This window comes from Paenibacillus sp. FSL H8-0548 (assembly GCF_038630985.1).
In the GTDB taxonomy this organism is placed as follows: Bacteria; Bacillota; Bacilli; order Paenibacillales; family Paenibacillaceae; genus Pristimantibacillus.
Window position 1 is genome coordinate 456,322 of sequence record NZ_CP152049.1, and the last position, 19,279, is coordinate 475,600.

Consider the following 19,279-nt stretch of genomic DNA (forward strand, 5'->3'; position numbering starts at 1 on the left):
AATTAATTCCAGAAGACTGTATCTTATGGAGGAGAATGGCGTGTCTAACGAACTGGATTTGCGGCAATACATAGCGATTATAAAGAAGAGATTATTACTGATTATATTGATGGTTATCATATGTACGGCAGCAACGGCTGTGGTTAGCATTTTTTTCAAAAGCCCTGTCTACGAGGCTTCTACGAAGATTATTGTAAACCAGACAGCGACACAGATGACAACGGGTCAACTGGATATTAATCAGATTAACTCCAATATTAAGATGATTGATACGTACAAAGAAATCATTAAAACACCTGCGATTTTGGATAAAGTGGCTTCGCAGTACCCGGAGCTAGGTCTGAATGCAGGCGAGCTTTCGCGCAAAATTCAAGTGAGCTCCGTCAACAATACACAAGTCATGACGTTGGTTGTACAAGATGTGGACTACAGGCTAGCAGCTCAAATTGTGAATGCGGTGTCTAATGTGTTCCAAGTAGAGATCCAGAATATCTTTAAGGTTGAGAATGTCTCCATTCTTAATGAAGCAGTCGTAGATGCGCAGCCGAGCCCGGTATCGCCTAATATTCCGCTTAATATTGCGATAGCCGTTATCGTTTCTCTAATGATTGCAATTGGAATTACATTTTTGCTTGAATATTTGGATGATACGATTAAGACGGAAGCAGATGTATTGCAATTTTTAGGACAGCCTACGCTTGCAATGATCTCAAGGATGAGTCCTGAGGATGCTAATTCTAGCCAAACCAGCGCAGCAAACCAAACATACAAGGCAGGTGAATTAGAGCGTGTCTCAATCGAAAAATAAACGTCAGCTCATTACCATTACAAATCCTCGGTCTCCGATCTCTGAATCCTATCGCGCGCTGCGCACCAATATTGAATTCTCATCGATTGATGAGAAGCTGCAGGTCATTATGGTTTCCTCGGCTGGCCCCGGTGAGGGCAAGTCGACGACCATTACGAATCTGGCAGTGACATTCGCTCAGTCGGAGAAGAAGGTTGTACTTATCGATGCCGATCTCCGCAAGCCTACCGCCCATCATACCTTCTCCATTTCTAATCGGTACGGGCTCTCCAGCGTTGTTTCTCAGCAGTGCTCATTGGAGGAATCCATACAACTGACCAATGTGCCAAACCTGGATGTCGTTACATCGGGTCCAATTCCGCCTAACCCCGCGGAAATGATGAACTCCAAACGAATGACCTTAATTCTTGAGAGATTAAGGCAGTTGTATGACATTGTATTAATTGATACCCCCCCGCTGCTTGCTGTAACGGACGCGCAGATTGTGGCTGCCAAAAGTGACGGCGTTCTTCTAGTGGTAGACCAAGGGAAAGTGAAAAGGGATATTGCAAGTAAAGCGGTGAAGAGCTTAGAGAGCGTAAATGCTCATATTCTAGGTGTTGTGCTTAATAATGTGAAGCGCAAAGCCAATGAAGAAGCCTATTATTATTATTATGGTGTACAAGATAAATAGATTGATCGGGGTAGAGGTTTAAATTTGTGGAGGGATGAGTCGAGTGAGCAACAAAAATAGAATGTTAATCATATTAATAGTAGATATTTGTATTGTATGGTTGGCAATTTCAACCTCGTATTTGTTTCGTTTTGATGGAAGTATCTCTCCCTTCTTCGAAAAACAAATGCTACTATTTGCTTTCTTGACAACATTTATTGGCGGCAGCAGTTTAGCTTACTTCCGTATGTACAGAAGAATGTGGCAGTATGCCAGTATAGGGGAAATTATTGAGCTTTTTAAAGCCGTATTCATCGGCCTTCTGTTATCTTATGCTGCGACCTACTTAATCGCAGGCAATCGGGTGCCTATATCGGTAGCTACTAGAACGCTAGAGCTCATGCTGTTATTTATGGGCGGCTCACGTTTCCTATGGCGCTTAATAAGAGTAAACAGAACCAAAAAGACAGGGCTGTCTAATCATGTACTCGTTGTAGGGGCCGGTGATTGCGGTGCATTGATTGCGAAGGAAATAATGACTAGCGTTAGCTTCCTGGGGAATCGGATTATCGGCTTTGTTGATGATGATCCACATAAACGAAATATGCATGTCGTAGGCTTACCAGTTCTTGGAACGCGCACAGATATTAAAGAGCTAGTAGAGAAACACCAAATCCATGACATTATTATCGCCATGCCTTCCGCGAAGCGGATGCAGATATCCGATATTATAAATATATGCAAGCTGTCAGGAGCCAAGGTCAAAATCATTCCATCGATCAATGACTTTATTAAGGGGAAATTAGCAGTAAGGTCATTGCGAAATGTAGAGGTTGAAGATTTATTGGGTAGAGATACGGTCATGACCGATTTGGAAGGGATTGCGAATTACGTTTCGGGTAAGGTCGTACTCGTTACAGGTGCTGGAGGATCAATTGGTTCTGAGTTATGCAGGCAGATTTCCTCGTTCGACCCTTCCGTCCTAATGCTGCTGGGGCATGGGGAGAACAGCATCTATACGATCGAGATGGAGCTTAGAACCAAGTTTCCGCATGTTCATTTAGAAACCGTGATCGCAGATATTCAGGATCGCAGTCGAATGGATGATGTATTCCGAAAGTACAGACCTCAGGTCGTATTCCATGCGGCAGCACATAAGCATGTCCCTCTCATGGAACGAAATCCATCGGAGGCCGTGAAAAATAATGTTTTTGGAACTCGTAACGTAGCCGATTGTGCAGATAAATATAAGGCAGAGCGTTTCGTGATGATCTCCTCCGATAAAGCGGTGAATCCGTCAAGCATTATGGGGGCGACGAAGCGAATAGCAGAGATGTACATACAGAGTATTAATACCATAAGTGAAACACAGTTTGTAGCGGTTCGGTTCGGCAATGTACTGGGCAGTCGTGGCAGCGTTATTCCAAGGTTTAAGGAGCAAATTGCTGCAGGCGGCCCAGTCACGGTGACCCATCCTGATATGGTGAGGTACTTCATGACTATACCGGAGGCCGTACAGCTAGTTATACAGGCCGGTGCCTTCGCCAAAGGCGGGGAAATCTTCGTCCTGGATATGGGTAATCCGGTCAGAATACTGGATTTGGCACAGGATTTGATTCGTCTATCCGGCTATGAGCCTTATGTAGATATAGAAATTAATTTTAGCGGCATGCGTGAAGGTGAGAAGCTGTTTGAAGAGCTGTTAACGGATGAGGAAGCAGTAACCTCTACACAGCATGAACGAATCTATATCGGTAAACCAACTCAGATTAATAGAGCGGAACTGGAGCTCCAATTCAAAAAAATTGAGAAAGTAATTGGAGAGGACCAGCGTTCAATCAAAGAGGTAATCGAGCATCTTGTTCCTTTTTATTTCAATGCATCCTAAAGGATATTCTATGAGAGTGAGGGAAATTGCATATGCGTAAGAAAAAGTGGAAAAAAATTATTATCTGGGCGGTATCGATTATCGTAATACTGGGAGTTGGGGGGTTATTTGCAGCAAATTATGCGGTAAATAAGCTTATTTCTTCGTTGTCTGCGAGCCTTGAAAATGACATTCTGAATGAGGTCTCTAAAGCGAACGTCGATAATCAGGAGGCTCAGGGTGATGAGCCTGTAACAGGCACAGTGGATGGAGATGCTGCTGAAGGAATAGAGGAAGGCACAGATACAGGTGATAAGAACAACGACCAAACCGATCCATCTAAAGAAACGGGTACTGTTAAATCAGGAGACGGATATCAAGCAGAGGTTTCTATAGATAAAGCGAAGGATGTTCAGGAGAAAATTACCGTTAGTGAAAAAGCCCAATTGACATCCGTGTTTCTGAAGCAATTGAGCATGTCTGACATACAGGAATTACAGGCATTGGCTAAAGGCGGTCTAGGTACGGATGAGAAGAAACAAGCGCGTAGCATTATTCTTGCTAAGCTAACCCCTGAACAATACGATGAATTAATTCAAATCGCTAAGAAATACGGAATGAGCCAAGGAAAAACATATGATCAGGTCAGTAGTGAAAAATAGTAGTTGATGAAGGAGGCCAACGAGGATGAAGGTGCGTAAAGCGATCATTCCAGCAGCGGGTCTAGGTACTAGGTTCCTGCCAGCAACTAAGGCAATGCCCAAAGAGATGCTGCCCATTGTTGATAAACCGACTATTCAATATATCGTAGAAGAAGCAATTGAATCAGGTATTGAGGATATTATTATTGTGACAGGTAAAGGGAAACGGGCCATCGAGGACCACTTCGACAACTCCTTCGAGCTGGAACAAAGCTTGTTTGAAAAAGGGAAGTTTGAGCTGCTGAGTGAGGTTCAAAAGTCCTCAAAAATGGTGGATATTCACTATATTCGCCAAAAGGAAGCCAAGGGCTTAGGACAGGCCATATGGTGTGCTAGAAAGTTTATTGGCAATGAGCCCTTCGCAGTATTATTAGGCGACGATATTGTACAAGCTGAAAAACCTTGCTTAAAGCAAATGATTGAACAATATGATCGTTATACCTCATCCATTATAGGCGTACAGACCGTCTTACCCGATGAAGTATCACGATATGGCATCGTAGACGGTAGGGAAATCCACGACCGTCTCTTTAGTGTGAATAATTTGGTGGAGAAGCCTAAGAAGGAAGATGCTCCATCTAATATAGCGATTATGGGACGTTACATCTTAAGCCCGAAGATCTTCGAAATACTAGAAAATCAAAAGCCAGGCGCTGGTGGCGAAATCCAGCTGACGGATGCGATCGCCGAGCTAAACCGAACGGAAGCTGTTTATGCCTATGACTTTGAAGGAACTAGGTATGATGTGGGTGAGAAGATTGGGTTTATTAAGACGCAGCTGGAATTTGCTTTGCAGCGTGAAGATTTAAGGGATGAGCTTATGGAGTACCTTAAGCAGCTGCTTGCCAAGGATGCAATGGTTAAATTGTAATGATAAAGACTTAAAACGATAAATAGTTTGTAACGGAGGATGCCTTTCATGAAAAAGATTGCTGTTATAGGCACAGGCTATGTAGGGCTAGTATCAGGAACTTGTTTCTCTCATATAGGAAATAATGTAATGTGCTGCGATATAGATCAGCAAAAAATTAATAATTTAAAAAATGGAATGATTCCTATTTATGAGCCGGGACTTGAAGAACTGGTGAAGGAAAATATGGAGGCAGGCCGTCTGCAGTTCACAACGGATATAGCTACTGCTATACAAACGGCAGATATTATTTATATAGCAGTAGGAACGCCTATGTCTATCACGGGTGAAGCTGATCTTCGTTATGTAACCTCCGTGGCCCAAACGATTGGTGCTAATCTTAATGAATATAAGGTCATCGTGAACAAAAGCACGGTTCCAGTAGGAACAGGGCGACTGGTAGAAAGAATTGTAAGAGAGAACTTGCAAAATAAAATGTTAACCTTCGACATTGTATCTAATCCAGAGTTCCTGAAGGAAGGCTCTGCAATTGCCGATTGTATGAATATGGAGCGGGCTGTTATTGGCGCGACTAGCGAGCGAGCTGCAAAGATTATTGAAGAGCTTCATGAGCCATTTAATACGAATATCTTCATCACAGACCTTGAAAGCGCTGAGATGATCAAATATGCTTCGAATACATTTCTAGCAGCTAAAATTTCATTTATAAATTCCATTGCTAATATATGTGAACGGGTAGGAGCCAATGTAACTGAGGTAGCCGCTGGGATGGGGCTGGATTCTAGAATTGGATCTAAGTTTCTTCAAGCGGGTATTGGCTATGGCGGGTCTTGCTTTCCGAAGGACACACACGCACTTGTACATATTGCTGAGAGCACAGGCTATGATTTTCAACTTATGAAATCAGTAATTGAGACGAATGAGAAGCAGCGGGTTGTCGTTATCCAAAAAATAAAAGATCTCATTGGAGATCTTAAAGGGAAAACGATCGGTATTCTCGGGCTTGCATTCAAACCAAATACCGATGACATGCGTGATGCCCCTTCACTATCCATTATTCCAAAGCTGCTGCAGCAAGGCGCAAAGATAAAAGCGTTTGATCCTATTGCCGCTAAAGAAGCAAAAATTCATTTCGGAGAAAAAATCAGCTATGAGAAAGATCCTTATGAAACGGTAATGAATTGTGAAGTCTGCTTGATCCTGACCGAATGGGAAGAAATTAAAACAATGGATCTCGAGCAGGTCAAACAGCTATTAAAGCAGCCTATTATTGTTGATGGCAGGAACTGCTTTGAACCGGAAATGATGAAGAAAAAAGGGTTTACATATGCATCTATTGGAAGACCTAATGCATATGGCGAGAACCAGGACGAAGTAAAACAGAATAATAGATTGGAAGAGCTAGGATATACCTTTGAGGCGGGTGTTTAAAGAGGATGATATATCTAAAATTCAAACGAATAATTGATTTTCTCTTATCCCTTATAGGCTTAGTTGTACTAGCTCCTATCTTCTTGGCACTTATTACAGCGATAAAACTGGACTCTAAAGGTCCAGTCCTGTTTAAACAAAAGCGAATAGGTATCAATAAAAAGCACTTCTACATTTTGAAATTTCGAACCATGCGAGTTGACACGCCTAAGGATACCCCAACACATTTACTTTCGAATTCTGAACAATACATAACTAGTGTTGGAAAATTCCTTAGAAAAACCTCTCTTGATGAAATACCTCAAATATTGAATATTTTGGCTGGAGAAATGTCGATTATAGGGCCACGTCCGGCTCTTTGGAATCAATATGACTTGATCGCTGAGAGGGACAAATATGGAGCCAACGACATAATTCCAGGGTTGACAGGCTGGGCACAGATTAATGGTAGAGATGAGCTGCCTATTGAGGTCAAATCAAGGCTAGATGGCGAATATGTAGAAAAAATGGGCTTAGTTATGGATACGAAGTGTTTCTTCGGAACGATAGTAAGTGTCTTAAAGAGTGATGGTGTAGTCGAGGGTGGGACAGGCAACGTAGCTAGAAAGAGTGAGCTAGGAAGCTAAGCGATATATAAAACAGTCTGTTACAGCAGGAGTCAGGAGTTTGACGAGAAATGAATAAAGCAACCGCAGAAAAAAAGAAAATACTTATTACAGCTAAAAACAGTTACGTCGGTAATTCATTTGCTAATTGGGTCAGTGCTAATAATAATTACTCAATTGACTTCATCTCCTGCCGTACGGATGACTGGAAACGTTTGTCGTTTTCTAATTATGATGTTATTTTACATGTTGCTGGTATTGCTCATGTCGATGCAAAGTCAAATCAAGAAGCCTTGTACTATAAGGTTAATCGAGATTTAACAATCGAACTGGCTAAGAAAGCTAAGCTAGATGGTGTTAGACAATTTATATTTATGAGCAGTATGATTGTTTTTGGTGAGAGTAATTCAAAATTACCAAATGTCATAGTAACAAAACAGACAATGCCTAATCCAAGTGGTTTTTATGGAGACAGCAAATTACAAGCTGAGATGGGTATAACGTCACTTCAAGATGAAAGCTTCAATGTCGTAATAATCCGTCCTCCAATGATTTATGGGAAAGGTTCAAAGGGCAATTTTCCGAAATTAGTTCAACTGGCTAAGAAAACTCCCATTTTTCCGAACATAGATAATAAGCGTAGTATGCTTTATATAGATAATCTTAGTGAGTTTATAAAACTAATGATACATAATGATGAGTTTGGTGCTTTCCATCCTCAGAATAAAGAATACGTAAATACATCAGAGATGGTTTATAAAATTGCTAGCGTCTATGGAAAAAAAATAGCTTTAACAAAGCTATTTAATCCATTAATAAGTAGCATTGGCAATAAAGTTAATACTGTAAACAAAGTATTTGGAACCTTTACATATGAAAAGGAAATGTCAATTTATAAAGAAAGTTATTGGGTGAGCAATCTAGATGACTCAATACTACTAACGGAGCGAAGTGAAACATGAAAAAAGTTCTGATATTGGTAAATCATGATGTTGTAATATACAACTTCAGAAAAGAGTTAGTTGAACGTCTATTAAATGATGGCTATGAGGTCTATATCTCTTCTCCCTACGGTGAACGTATAGATGATCTTAAAAAATTGGGATGTAAGTATGTGGAGGCAACAATAGCAAGGCACGGGACTAATCCAATAGAGGAACTTAAATTACTACGATACTACAAAAAAATAATGAAGGAAATAAAACCGGATATTGTTCTTTCCTACACAATTAAGCCTAATATTTATGGTGGAATGGCATCTGCTTCATTGAATATTCCTTATATAGCAAATATAACTGGTCTTGGAACAGCAGTTGAAAATGATGGAATTATGCAGAAGGTAACAGTTCTTCTCTATAAATATGCTTTTAGAAAAATTAGTTGTTTGTTTTTTCAGAACGAGGAAAACAAACAGTTTTTTGTTAACAAAAATATAGCCGTAGGTAAGCATAGACTAATTCCAGGCTCGGGGGTTAACTTAGACCATTTTACTGTATTAGAGTACCCACCTGAAGATACGATAGAGTTTGTATTTATATCGAGAATTATGAAGGAAAAAGGGATAGATCAGTATTTAGAGGCAGCTAAATATATTAGGGAGAAATATGCAAATACAAGATTTCATATTATTGGATTTTGCGAAGAGGATTATGCGGACAGATTTAGGGAATTGAAAGGTATAGTTGGGTATCATGGTATGCAAAGAGACATAAGAAGCTTTCTAGAAAAGACACATTGTACTGTTCATCCAACATATTATCCCGAGGGAATGTCAAATGTTTTGCTGGAGAGTGCAGCGAGTGGTAGGCCGATTATAACAACTAATAGAAGCGGATGTCGAGAAGTAGTTGATGAGGGTATAAATGGTCTTATCGTGGAGCAAAGGAATAGTAGAGATCTAATTGAAAAGATCGAAAAGTTTATTAGTTTAAACTACGATCAAAGAAGAAAAATGGGGATATTAGGTAGACGCAAAATGGAACACGAGTTTGATAGGGCATTAGTAATTGAGATATATATGGAAGAAATTAATACATTATTTTGTTAAATTTTAACTATTAAGTTACTATGATAAAAGCCTTTGATTGCTAAGGAGAATGAAAATGGAAAAACCTGTTAGGGTATTACATGTTGTTAGTAGTCTTGGAAGCGGCGGAGTGGCTATGTCGTTATTGAATAGTTATAGACACATGAATCGGGGCATGATTCATTACGACTTTATTTCACATAGGTCTGAGGGAATGATAGAGAGAGAACTAAGGGATTTGGGTTCAAAAGTATATCACTTGTCATTTAGACGAAAGCATCCGATTAAGTCAGCAATAGAGTCCTATAAAATATTCAAAAATGAAAACTACGATATTATACAATTTCATGGAAATTTAGAGGTTTGTCCCGCACTATTTATGGCAATTTTAGCCAAAAAAGGAATTAGGATTTGTCATACTCATACTTTTATGCAAAGTGCTAGCTTTTTTCAACGAATAACAAACCTATTAGCAAAGATACTAATAAGGGCAATGGCTACAAATTATTTTGCGTGTTCAAAAAGCGCAGGTAAATGGGGATTTGGACAAAGTATTGAGAATAATAAGAAATATAATGTCGTATATAATGAAATAGATGTAAATAAATTTTCATTTAATAATAAGGTAAGAGAGAATAAACGAAAAGAACTAGGTCTAGAAGATAAAATTGTTATAGGTACCATAGGAAGATTTGTTCATGTTAAAAACCACGAATTTTTAATTGAGGTGTTTAGTCAAATTTATAAAGCGAATCAAAATACTATGATGATTATGATTGGAAACGGTGATTTAGAGGAGCAAGTTAGGGAGAAAGTTGTTTCACTAGGATTGGAACATAGTGTTGTAATGCTTGGAGCGCAGTCAAATGTTAATGAGTTGTTACAAGCAATAGATGTCTTTGTGTTGCCTTCAAAGAATGAAGGTTTTGGAATGGTGCTAATTGAAGCACAGACCTCAGGGGTGAAATGTTTTGCATCTAATAAGGTGCCAGAGGAAGTGAAGGTCACTGATTTACTGACGTTTTTACCGATTGATGAAGGACCAACTGTTTGGTCTGAAACAGTTTTAGAGAATATCAATTATGATAGAATTGATCAGTCAAACACAGTAAGAGAAGCTGGATTTGATATAAACATAGGAAGTAAAGTATTACAAGAATTATACATGAAAATATATAATAAATGAGGATATATAATTATGCTTTTATATATTGGTATCTTTGCTGTTTTAGCTACATTATCATGGATTGAAATATTCAATGGGGCATCAATTAAAAAAAATCAACGCTTCTTTATCACGGTGGTAGCTACATTTTTTTTAGTCTTATCAGCAATAAGATGGGAAAGAGGGACAGACTGGAGTCCTTATTATGAATATTTCATAAGCATACAAAGTATTGATTTGGGCTCAAATGATAGATTTGAATTAGGTTATAAATATTTGAATTATATTGTTAATTTGATATCTGACAATTATACAGTCTTCCTGGCCATATGCGCTTTAATTGTATATGCATTTCAGAAGAAGGCTATACTTAACTTTAGTTTTCTGAATCTAAAAAGGTCTATTAACCAAGATGTTAATTTAAAGTATGAAAACGAATATCCAATGACTATGTTATTAATTATATGGACGTTATATCTTGGAAACGTATTTGTTGTTAGAAGTACCATCGCATATATTATACTATTTTTCTCAATAATATATATCCGTGAGAGAAGGTTGCTACTATTTTTAGTTTTTGTGACTATTGCGGCACTATTTCATAGATCGGCTATAATTTTTCTTCCTGCATATTATTTATATCATATAAGGCTAAATAAGCGACTTATTGTACTTGTTATTATGTTGTTGCCGTTAGTAATTTATTTAGCTGATGATGGAATGTTATTGCTGACTAAGGTATTAGGGGGTAGTTACGAATATAAAGTGAATAACTACCTATATATTTCAAATGCGGGAAACAGTCTTTCAGGAGTAATTAATAATTTCCTTTTAGTTGGTTTATTCATACTTATGTATTTTAAAAAATTCAAATCCAACAGCGATCAATTTAGAGGTATGTTTAATTTATTTTTATTTGGAGTCTTATTATATTTAGGCACATACATTAATTCTACATCATTAACCAGAATTGCTCTGCCGTATATGATGACACAAATTGTATTAATACCGTATGTGTTTAAATGGATTAAGAACCCTGGTATTAAGTTATTAGTATTTGGAGTTCTGATTCTATATTTAATATCGAGAAACTTCTCTGTTATATCTACTTATTGGGATCTTTATATTCCATTTAAGTCAATATTCGATATGGATACTAATGTGATTATTTATTGAAATAAGTTATATGAACTATCTTTAACGATAAGGGAGTAGCATATGAAAATACTATTTATCGATCTGATGTCGCCGATGGGACATAAGAATTATAATTATGGAATTTTAAGAGCACTAACTGATTTGTGTCAAGTAGATGTTTTAGTTAGAAAAGATTTTTTAGAATTAGAAAATAATAAAATTATGGTTAGGAATACATTTTATATACCCGATGAATTTATTCCCGAAATACTGATGTCTAAAAGTAAAAATATGGCTCTGTTCAAAGTGAAATATCGAATTAATCAATTTATATGTATTCAATGGATTAAGAAGAATTTTGAATTGGGAAACTATGATCTTATTTTCTTTAGTTCAGTTGATATTATTTCCTACTCTCTTGCTACAAAATTTATTGAAAATAGATGTGTTTTCGTTGAACATGGAATATCAGATATGGAACACAGTGCGATAAAAAGGTTTTTCTTAAAACGTGTTAATAAAAATTTTGAATTAGTCGTGTTAGAAACATATATTAAAAATTACTTAGAAGATATTCTAAAATACAAGAATAAACTTAGGCCAGTGGTGCATCCACTTCCCTCAATTAACGTAAATGATTATAATGAATTACTGATTGCTCAAGAAAAAAAAATAATATTTGCACCAGGGTTTAGTAACGAAGAAAGTTTTATTGAATATTTAATAAACAATAAAAGCTTAATTCCAGAAGGTTTTAAAATAGTATTAAGAAGTCGCAAAAGAAATGCTATTTTTGATAATCTTGTAGTGTATAACAGCAGAATTACAGATAAAGAGTATTATGGGACTATGATCAATAGCTCATATATATTATTGCCTTATGAAGAAACATATAATTACAAGACAAGTGGCGTATTTTTTGAATCTGCCCATTTTAATAAGCCATTGTTACTAAATAGTAATAATACGCTTAAAAACTACAATGATACATATCCAGGTATTATTAAGCTATATGATGGATTTGAAGATTTTTTTATGCTATTAAGTAAATTAAAAGAAAAAGAAATGAAACCAAATGTTGAAATGTTCAACAAGATATTAAGTGACTACTCAGACGAAACAATAAAATTACAAATAAAAGATTTACTTAATGGTTAATGATAGGGGTTTATTTGAAATTGCAAAAGATATTACTAGGAGGATAAGTTGAACATTATCTTATTATCAGGTGGTTCTGGTAAAAGGCTGTGGCCTTTATCTAATGACACTAGATCTAAACAGTTCCTGAAATTGTTGAAAAATACAAGCGGCGAGTTTGAGTCTATGGTTCAGCGTATTTATGGACAAATTCAAAAGGCAGGTATTGAGGCAAATATTGTAATTGCTACGGGGAAATCGCAAATCGATTCTATAAGGAGTCAACTTGGGGCGGCAGTTGACATTGTATTAGAGCCGGAGAGAAGAGATACATTTCCGGCTATTGCATTATCATCTGCCTACCTTGCATTGGAGAAGAATATGTCTCCGGAAGATGTAATATTAGTTCTACCAGTAGATCCTTATGTGAGTGTTGAATATTTTATGAATTTAAGTGAGATGGAGAAAGAGGTTAAAAAAGGGATTTATGACATAGTTTTAATGGGAGTTAAACCGACCTATCCATCAGAAAAATATGGTTATATTGTTCCTGAGGCAAATGGGAATATAGGAAACAATTTTATAGTTGAACGTTTTACAGAAAAACCAAACTCAGAAAGAGCTAAGGAATTAATTGAAGAAGGAGCCTTTTGGAATAGCGGCGTTTTTGCATTCAAACTTGGTTTTCTTATGAATATCGTTAAACAACAGTTGGAGTTTAAAAGTTTTGAAGAGTTGAATAGGAACTATGCTCAACTTAAAAAGATTAGTTTTGATTATGAGGTAGTAGAGAAGGCTTCTTCTATTGCAATGGTGCCTTATAATGGTGAATGGAAGGACCTTGGTACTTGGAATACATTAACTGAAGAAATGGATGGGAATTATTTAGGATGCGCAACTATTGATGAAGAAAGTGTTGATACGCATATAATTAATGAATTGGATATTCCTGTTATTGCTCTTGGAGTCAAGGATTTGGTAATTGTAGCTAGTCATGATGGTATTCTTGTTTCAGATAAAGAGGCTAGCGCTCGATTAAAATCTTATGTCGAAAACTTGGATCAAAGACCAATGTATGAAGAGCGGCAATGGGGAAATTATAAAGTGCTTGATTTTACCACCTATGAAGATGGTACTTCGTCATTGACGAGAAGTTTATTTATTTGGGCGGGCAAATCTATTAGCTACCATTATCATACAAATAAAGATGAAATTTGGACAGTAGTTAATGGTAGCGGTGAACTAGTGGAAAATGGTCACGTACGTAATGTGAGAATAGGTGAAGTTATTTATATAAATAAGGGAACGGTTCATTCAATTAAAGCAGATACTAACTTGAGAATTATTGAGGTTCAAATAGGAAAAGAGTTGTTTGATACTGATATTGAATATTAGAATTGAAACAGTTTGAAAAGATTTATTATTGAAAATTCATAATTATATGGAGATGCAATGAAAATACTAATATTGAATGACTATTTAGTATATGGTGGAGCCGAAGTGCAGACTTTAAGAGAGAAGCAAATACTTGAGCATAACGGAAACGAAGTATATCTAATGACATTTGACGAAAATTTCCCAGAAGATGATGTGCTTTATAACATAGGCAACCATTATATCAATATTCCTATAAATTATAGTTCGATTAGAAGAAATTATCATAGATTTGGATTGTTTAATATAAAGTTAGATTTATTGAGTAAAATTCAAGAAAATATTGAAAGAATATCACCAGACATTATTCATATAAACAATATAAATAAAGAACCGTTTACTATATATGAGGCTATAAAAGGATATAATGTTGTGCAAACGTTGCGTGATTATTCAGCAGTTTGTCCAAAAGGGACCTGTATAAAACCAGATGGCTCAATTTGTGAAGGTTCCGCTTATAACAACTGTAAAACGGTATGCGCAGATAATATTGTTAAGAAGTTAAGATTTACTTTATGGGGAAGAATAAACAAAAAAAGAAAAGTGAGCATAGGTAATTATATATCGCCCAGCTTGAAACTTACAGAAATTTGTAGGAGAAATGGCTACCATATTAGATGCATAAATAATTCGTTTGATTTTAAAAAATACGAGCAGTATGAAAAAAATACTGATTTTGAAAACAAAAAGTATCTTTTTTATGGAGCAATTAATAGTAAAAAGGGAGTATTGGAGTTAATTGATGCATTTCAGATATTTCAAAAAGATAAAAAGGTCGAGCTATTAATTGCCGGTAAGCTTTTTGAGGATATTGAAGATACATTTCGCAAGAAAATTGAAGGATGTAAAAAAATTAGATATTTAGGGGTTTTAGATTATTCAGAAATGATAAATACTTTGGAAAGCGTTCATACCATTGTAGTTCCATCTGTTTGGATGGAAAACTATCCCAATACAGTTCTTGAAGGCCTTTCAATGAGGATCTTGGTTATAGGTAGCAATCGAGGTGGAATCCCGGAAATGCTGGATAACGGAAGGGGTTTCACTTTTGATGTATACAAAATTGAGGGAATTATTAATGCTCTAAAAAAGTCTTATAATTTATCAGAGGATGAATATAATCTGATTGTAGAGGCTAACAGGGACTATACTATTAAAAATAATTCGCTAGATCAATATAGCACACGATTAATGATGTGCTTTAACGAAATAGTTGAGAGAGATTCTCGTATTAATTGATGATCATATGCTCTGGAGTGATGATATGAGATTTTTAGATAGGTTAACATCAGTTATTAAAAACCCAGGGAAAATTGTTATTTACGCTGATTTCAAAGGCTGGCTCAGGCGTTTACCAGATAAAATATATTTGAAGCTAATGTATCGTATTAGAATAGGTAAAAGTCTAAATTTAGAAAATCCGAAATCTTTTAATGAAAAACTACAATGGTTGAAGCTTCATGATCATCAATCGGTATACACTGACTACGTTGATAAATTTGAAGTGCGCAAATATATTGCAGCCTCAATTGGTCAGCAATATACAATACCACTTATTGGAGTGTATGAGAGTTTTGAGAACATAGATTTCGACCAATTGCCTGACGCTTTTGTATTAAAGTGTACTCACGATTCAGGTGGAGTAATAGTCTGTAAAGAAAAAGAAAACTTTAATATTGAGGCTGCAAGGAACAAGATAGATAAATGTTTAAAAACAAATTTTTATTATAATGGAAGAGAGTGGCCCTATAAAAATGTGAAACCCCGTATTATATGTGAGAAGTATATGGTAGATGAATTAAACAAAGAGCTTATTGACTATAAATTCATGTGTTTTAATGGCGAAGTAAAGTGTTCTTTTGTTTGTTTAAATAGAGACTTGCCGTCTGGTCTAAATGTTGACTTTTACGATATGGATTGGAATCCCATGCCATTTGAGAGATACTATTCAAATAGTGGAACGGAAATTAGCAAGCCAAAGAACTTTGACAAAATGGTTGAGTTCGCTGAAAGGTTATCCAAGGGTATTCCGTTTTTGAGGGTAGACTTTTACGAAGTTAACGGACAACTATATTTTGGGGAACTAACATTCTTCCCGGGTTCTGGATTTGAAAGGTTTATGCCGAGCTCTTATGATGATCTACTGGGTAGTTGGATAGACTTATCTTTACAGAATGAGAACATGAAATAACGAATACTGAAACGATTAAAAGATTATATGGGTATTTAATGGTGAAATTTGAGATTATATAGGGAGTAACTCGGAATTAGCTCAATATGCTTATTATATTGAAATAAACAAACCGCAAGATCAGAGGAAGAGAGCCTTGGACAATAATGATATATCAAAGAAAATAGGTAAAGCGGCAAAATGGTCTACAATTACTGAAATAGCCGCGAAACTAGTAACACCTGTTACAAGTATGATATTAGCAAGGCTATTAGCCCCAGAAGCATTTGGTATTATAACAAGTATAAGTATGATTGTTAGTTTAGCAGATATGTTTAGTGATGCTGGATTTCAAAAGTTTCTAGTACAACATGAATTTAAAAATGAAGAAGAGAAAAACAAAAATGTAAATGTAGCTTTTTGGTCTAATCTCGGCCTATCGATATTTCTATGGGGATTAATAGCTATATTTTGTAAACCAATAGCGGAGCTGGTGGGAAATCCAGGGTTAGAAATAGCACTTATAGTTGCTGCGGTTCAATTGCCTTTAACATCTTTTTCAAGTATACAAATGGCGCTCTTTAAACGTGACTTTAATTTTAAATCACTCTTTTTGGTTCGCATTGTCTCCGTGTTTATACCTTTTGCTATATCGATACCATTGGCCCTATTGGGATATGGTTTTTGGGCACTAATAATAGGTAGTATTTGCGGACAATTATCAAATGCAATTTTACTGACTGTAAAATCTAAATGGAGACCAAGGCTATTTTACAGACTTGCAATATTGAAGAAAATGCTATCTTTTAGCTTATGGTCATTGGTTGAGGCAATTTCGATCTGGTTGACATTGTGGATTGATGCGTTGATTATCGGTAATGCATTGGATTCATATTATCTGGGATTGTATAAAACTTCTCTAAATATGGTTAACGCGCTTATGGGAATAGTAACCGCTTCATTTATTCCTATATTATTTTCTGCGCTGTCTAGGCTTCAAAATGACGAATTAGGGTTTAATAAGATGTTTAACAGTATTCAAAAATTAGTAGCATATTTAGTTCTTCCAATTGGGCTTGGTTTATATCTATATAGTGATATAGCTACTCAAATAATGCTTGGTGATCAATGGGCCGAGGCCAATAAAATCATTGGAATTTGGGCGCTAACATCCTCTATATTAATTGTTTCTTCAAACTTCAATAGTGAAGTTTATAGATCGAAGGGTAGACCCCAGCTATCCTTTGCAGCACAAATGATACATTTAGCATTTTTAATACCGGTTTGTTTAATTAGTCTGAAATCAGGGTTTTGGGATCTGGTTTATTCAAGGGCATTAATCAGATTGGAGAGTGTAGTAACCGGAATTATCATAATGAAATTCATTATTAAATTCCCGATAAGAAATATATTTAATAATATAGGTAAACCAATTATGTGTACTCTGTTGATGGGGTGTTTAGTAATGATATTAAGACAGCTATCACAATCAATGGTTTGGAGCATTCTATCAATAATAATTTGTGTAATTGTGTATGTTATTACTGTTGTCTTAGTTGCTCGAAAAGATGTTAAAACTTTTCTTGGGTTTGCAAATAAGAAGTTCTAGGTCATGAGGGCTGAAATTGTCCTTTGTTTTTATGGAACATTAAAGGATATCTAGATCTAAAAGGAGTTGATAGTTAATGACCACAATCGTTGTTACAGGGGGAGCTGGCTTTATTGGCTCTCACCTATGCGAAGCTTTACTGCAAAAAGGGCATAAGGTAATTAATATTGATTGCTTCAATGATTATTATGACCCAGCAATTAAAAGAAACAATGTTATGGAAACGCAACAATTAGTTGAGAAGCTCAAGCTAGCTGATGATTGTTATACGGTAGAAGAGGGAGATCTTCGGGATATCGATTTTTTGAATCGTGTATTTGAAGAAAATCAAGTGGATATGATTGTACATCTTGCAGCCTATGCAGGAGTAAGACCTTCTATACAAAATCCGGTTCTTTACACTGACGTTAATATTAATGGAACGGTAAACCTTCTAGAAATGAGTAAAAAGCACAATATAAAGAGCTTTGTATTTGCTTCTTCTTCCTCTGTCTATGGAAACAACACGAAGGTGCCATTCTCTGAGGAAGATGTTGTCGATTTCCCTATCTCTCCTTACGCTGCAACTAAAAAAGCAGGAGAACTTCTATGCCATACTTATCATAGTTTATACAATATTAATATGGCTTGCTTGCGATTTTTTACTGTATATGGTCCAAGACAACGTCCGGATCTTGCGATACATAAGTTTACAAAGTTAATTTCTGAAGGGCGGCCTATTCCTTACTATGGTGACGGTTCTTCGGAGAGAGACTATACCTATATTGAAGATATTATCGATGGGGTTATTAAGGCTGTCGAATGGGCAAGTGAAGGTGAAAAGAAATATGAAGTATTTAACCTCGGGGAGTCAAATACGATCAACCTGAAAAGAATGGTCGAAGCAATAGAGGACGCTCTAGGGAGAAATGCTGAAATCAATAAAATGCCTATGCAGCCTGGAGACGTGAATCGGACTTTTGCGGATGTGAGTAAAGCGAAAAAAGTGCTGGGCTATAAACCATCTTGGCATTTTGAAGATGGAATTAGTAAGTTTGTTGAATGGATGAAATCGGTGGAAAACATTTAAGAATAAATTCCAATGTCTCTATGTGACGAATTGAATGATCTCTGTTGGATAGAATATTAGTATTTCTGTTCGGATTCAGCACTTACTTGAATGTGAATGGTTGCCGAACTGCCTTAAAGTATTAAGGGCTCATGCTATTTGGATGCTAGGTATATGCGTAATATAAACTCGTTAAGGCGCAAAAGTACACTTGTCGATAAAAGAAAAAATTGTAGTTTGCGCGTCAAAGCACTAAATTCTGTAATCAGTTCTTATCGATTAAGCGTGAGCTGAAGAGTGGTTTTACCAATAAGACAATATATCACCTACGAGGGTCAAATCCACACTGTTCTAAATATTAAATGAATATGGTTCTCAGCAGCGGTCCCGCAGGTTTCTTAGGTTTAGCTTAAACCAGTTGGATGAGAATACGGCTTCCTTATTGAAGAACTTGAGATTGATAACAACGAAGCATTAAAATTCCTATTATAGGAAGAAAAACTATATTTCACCAATACACTTCATGCTGTAAGTGGTAAGTAGTAATATCTAGAGTCTGATTGTGACAGAAGAAGCAAACAGCTGAATCCATTAAATTTTCTGATATATTTAATTAGG

17 protein-coding genes are annotated in these 19,279 nt (G+C 36.2%); all 17 read left to right on the top strand.

The genetic code is table 11. The features are described 5' to 3' along the window. Positions 1-40 precede the first annotated feature (40 nt). Entirely contained in the window at positions 41-808 is a 768-nt protein-coding gene (locus tag MHI37_RS02065) for a Wzz/FepE/Etk N-terminal domain-containing protein (protein ID WP_179090215.1), read from the top strand. Next, positions 789-1,481 carry a CpsD/CapB family tyrosine-protein kinase gene (locus tag MHI37_RS02070; RefSeq protein WP_076337013.1) on the top strand — a complete coding sequence of 231 codons (693 nt, stop codon included), beginning with the start codon at positions 789-791 and terminating at the stop codon, positions 1,479-1,481. The genes MHI37_RS02065 and MHI37_RS02070 overlap by 20 nt, the downstream gene beginning before the upstream one ends. Before the next feature lie 43 nt (positions 1,482-1,524). Further along, positions 1,525-3,348 (top strand): nucleoside-diphosphate sugar epimerase/dehydratase, encoded by a 1,824-nt coding sequence (locus MHI37_RS02075; protein WP_076337014.1) that lies wholly within the window; start codon positions 1,525-1,527, stop codon positions 3,346-3,348. A 32-nt stretch (positions 3,349-3,380) separates the two neighbouring features. After that, on the top strand, positions 3,381-3,989 hold the full coding sequence (locus tag MHI37_RS02080; protein ID WP_076337015.1) for a hypothetical protein: 609 nt from the start codon (positions 3,381-3,383) through the stop codon (positions 3,987-3,989). 25 nt (positions 3,990-4,014) lie between these two features. Further along, positions 4,015-4,899: a UTP--glucose-1-phosphate uridylyltransferase GalU gene (gene galU / locus MHI37_RS02085; RefSeq protein WP_076337016.1), complete on the top strand. Its 885-nt coding sequence runs from the start codon at positions 4,015-4,017 to the stop codon at positions 4,897-4,899. 39 nt (positions 4,900-4,938) lie between these two features. Continuing rightward, positions 4,939-6,330, top strand: a complete 1,392-nt coding sequence (locus MHI37_RS02090) for a UDP-glucose/GDP-mannose dehydrogenase family protein (RefSeq protein WP_076337017.1) — start codon at positions 4,939-4,941, stop codon at positions 6,328-6,330. Between the two features lie 8 nt (positions 6,331-6,338). Beyond that, entirely contained in the window at positions 6,339-6,956 is a 618-nt protein-coding gene (locus MHI37_RS02095; protein ID WP_083676276.1) for a sugar transferase, read from the top strand. Between the two features lie 50 nt (positions 6,957-7,006). Continuing rightward, positions 7,007-7,897, top strand: a complete 891-nt coding sequence (locus tag MHI37_RS02100; protein WP_076337019.1) for an NAD-dependent epimerase/dehydratase family protein — start codon at positions 7,007-7,009, stop codon at positions 7,895-7,897. Further along, positions 7,894-8,982 carry a glycosyltransferase family 4 protein gene (locus MHI37_RS02105; RefSeq protein WP_076337020.1) on the top strand — a complete coding sequence of 363 codons (1,089 nt, stop codon included), beginning with the start codon at positions 7,894-7,896 and terminating at the stop codon, positions 8,980-8,982. The genes MHI37_RS02100 and MHI37_RS02105 overlap by 4 nt, the downstream gene beginning before the upstream one ends. A gap of 55 nt (positions 8,983-9,037) precedes the next feature. Further along, a complete protein-coding gene (locus tag MHI37_RS02110) occupies positions 9,038-10,147 on the top strand; it encodes a glycosyltransferase family 1 protein (RefSeq protein WP_076337021.1) in 1,110 nt (369 codons plus the stop codon). A 12-nt stretch (positions 10,148-10,159) separates the two neighbouring features. Continuing rightward, a complete protein-coding gene (locus MHI37_RS02115; protein WP_076337022.1) occupies positions 10,160-11,302 on the top strand; it encodes an EpsG family protein in 1,143 nt (380 codons plus the stop codon). 42 nt (positions 11,303-11,344) lie between these two features. Further along, complete coding sequence (locus MHI37_RS02120; RefSeq protein ID WP_076337023.1) at positions 11,345-12,421, top strand: hypothetical protein; 1,077 nt, start codon at positions 11,345-11,347, stop codon at positions 12,419-12,421. A gap of 48 nt (positions 12,422-12,469) precedes the next feature. Then, the gene (locus MHI37_RS02125; protein WP_076337024.1) at positions 12,470-13,795 is read left to right on the top strand and encodes a sugar phosphate nucleotidyltransferase; all 1,326 of its coding nucleotides are present in this window, start codon (positions 12,470-12,472) and stop codon (positions 13,793-13,795) included. A 57-nt stretch (positions 13,796-13,852) separates the two neighbouring features. Beyond that, positions 13,853-15,073, top strand: coding sequence for a glycosyltransferase (locus MHI37_RS02130; protein WP_076337025.1), 1,221 nt, complete (start codon positions 13,853-13,855; stop codon positions 15,071-15,073). Between the two features lie 25 nt (positions 15,074-15,098). Next, positions 15,099-16,025 carry an ATP-grasp fold amidoligase family protein gene (locus MHI37_RS02135; protein ID WP_076337026.1) on the top strand — a complete coding sequence of 309 codons (927 nt, stop codon included), beginning with the start codon at positions 15,099-15,101 and terminating at the stop codon, positions 16,023-16,025. 136 nt (positions 16,026-16,161) lie between these two features. Further along, entirely contained in the window at positions 16,162-17,613 is a 1,452-nt protein-coding gene (locus MHI37_RS02140) for a lipopolysaccharide biosynthesis protein (protein WP_076337027.1), read from the top strand. A gap of 76 nt (positions 17,614-17,689) precedes the next feature. Next, positions 17,690-18,682, top strand: a complete 993-nt coding sequence (locus MHI37_RS02145) for a GDP-mannose 4,6-dehydratase (protein WP_076337028.1) — start codon at positions 17,690-17,692, stop codon at positions 18,680-18,682. Positions 18,683-19,279 lie beyond the last annotated feature (597 nt).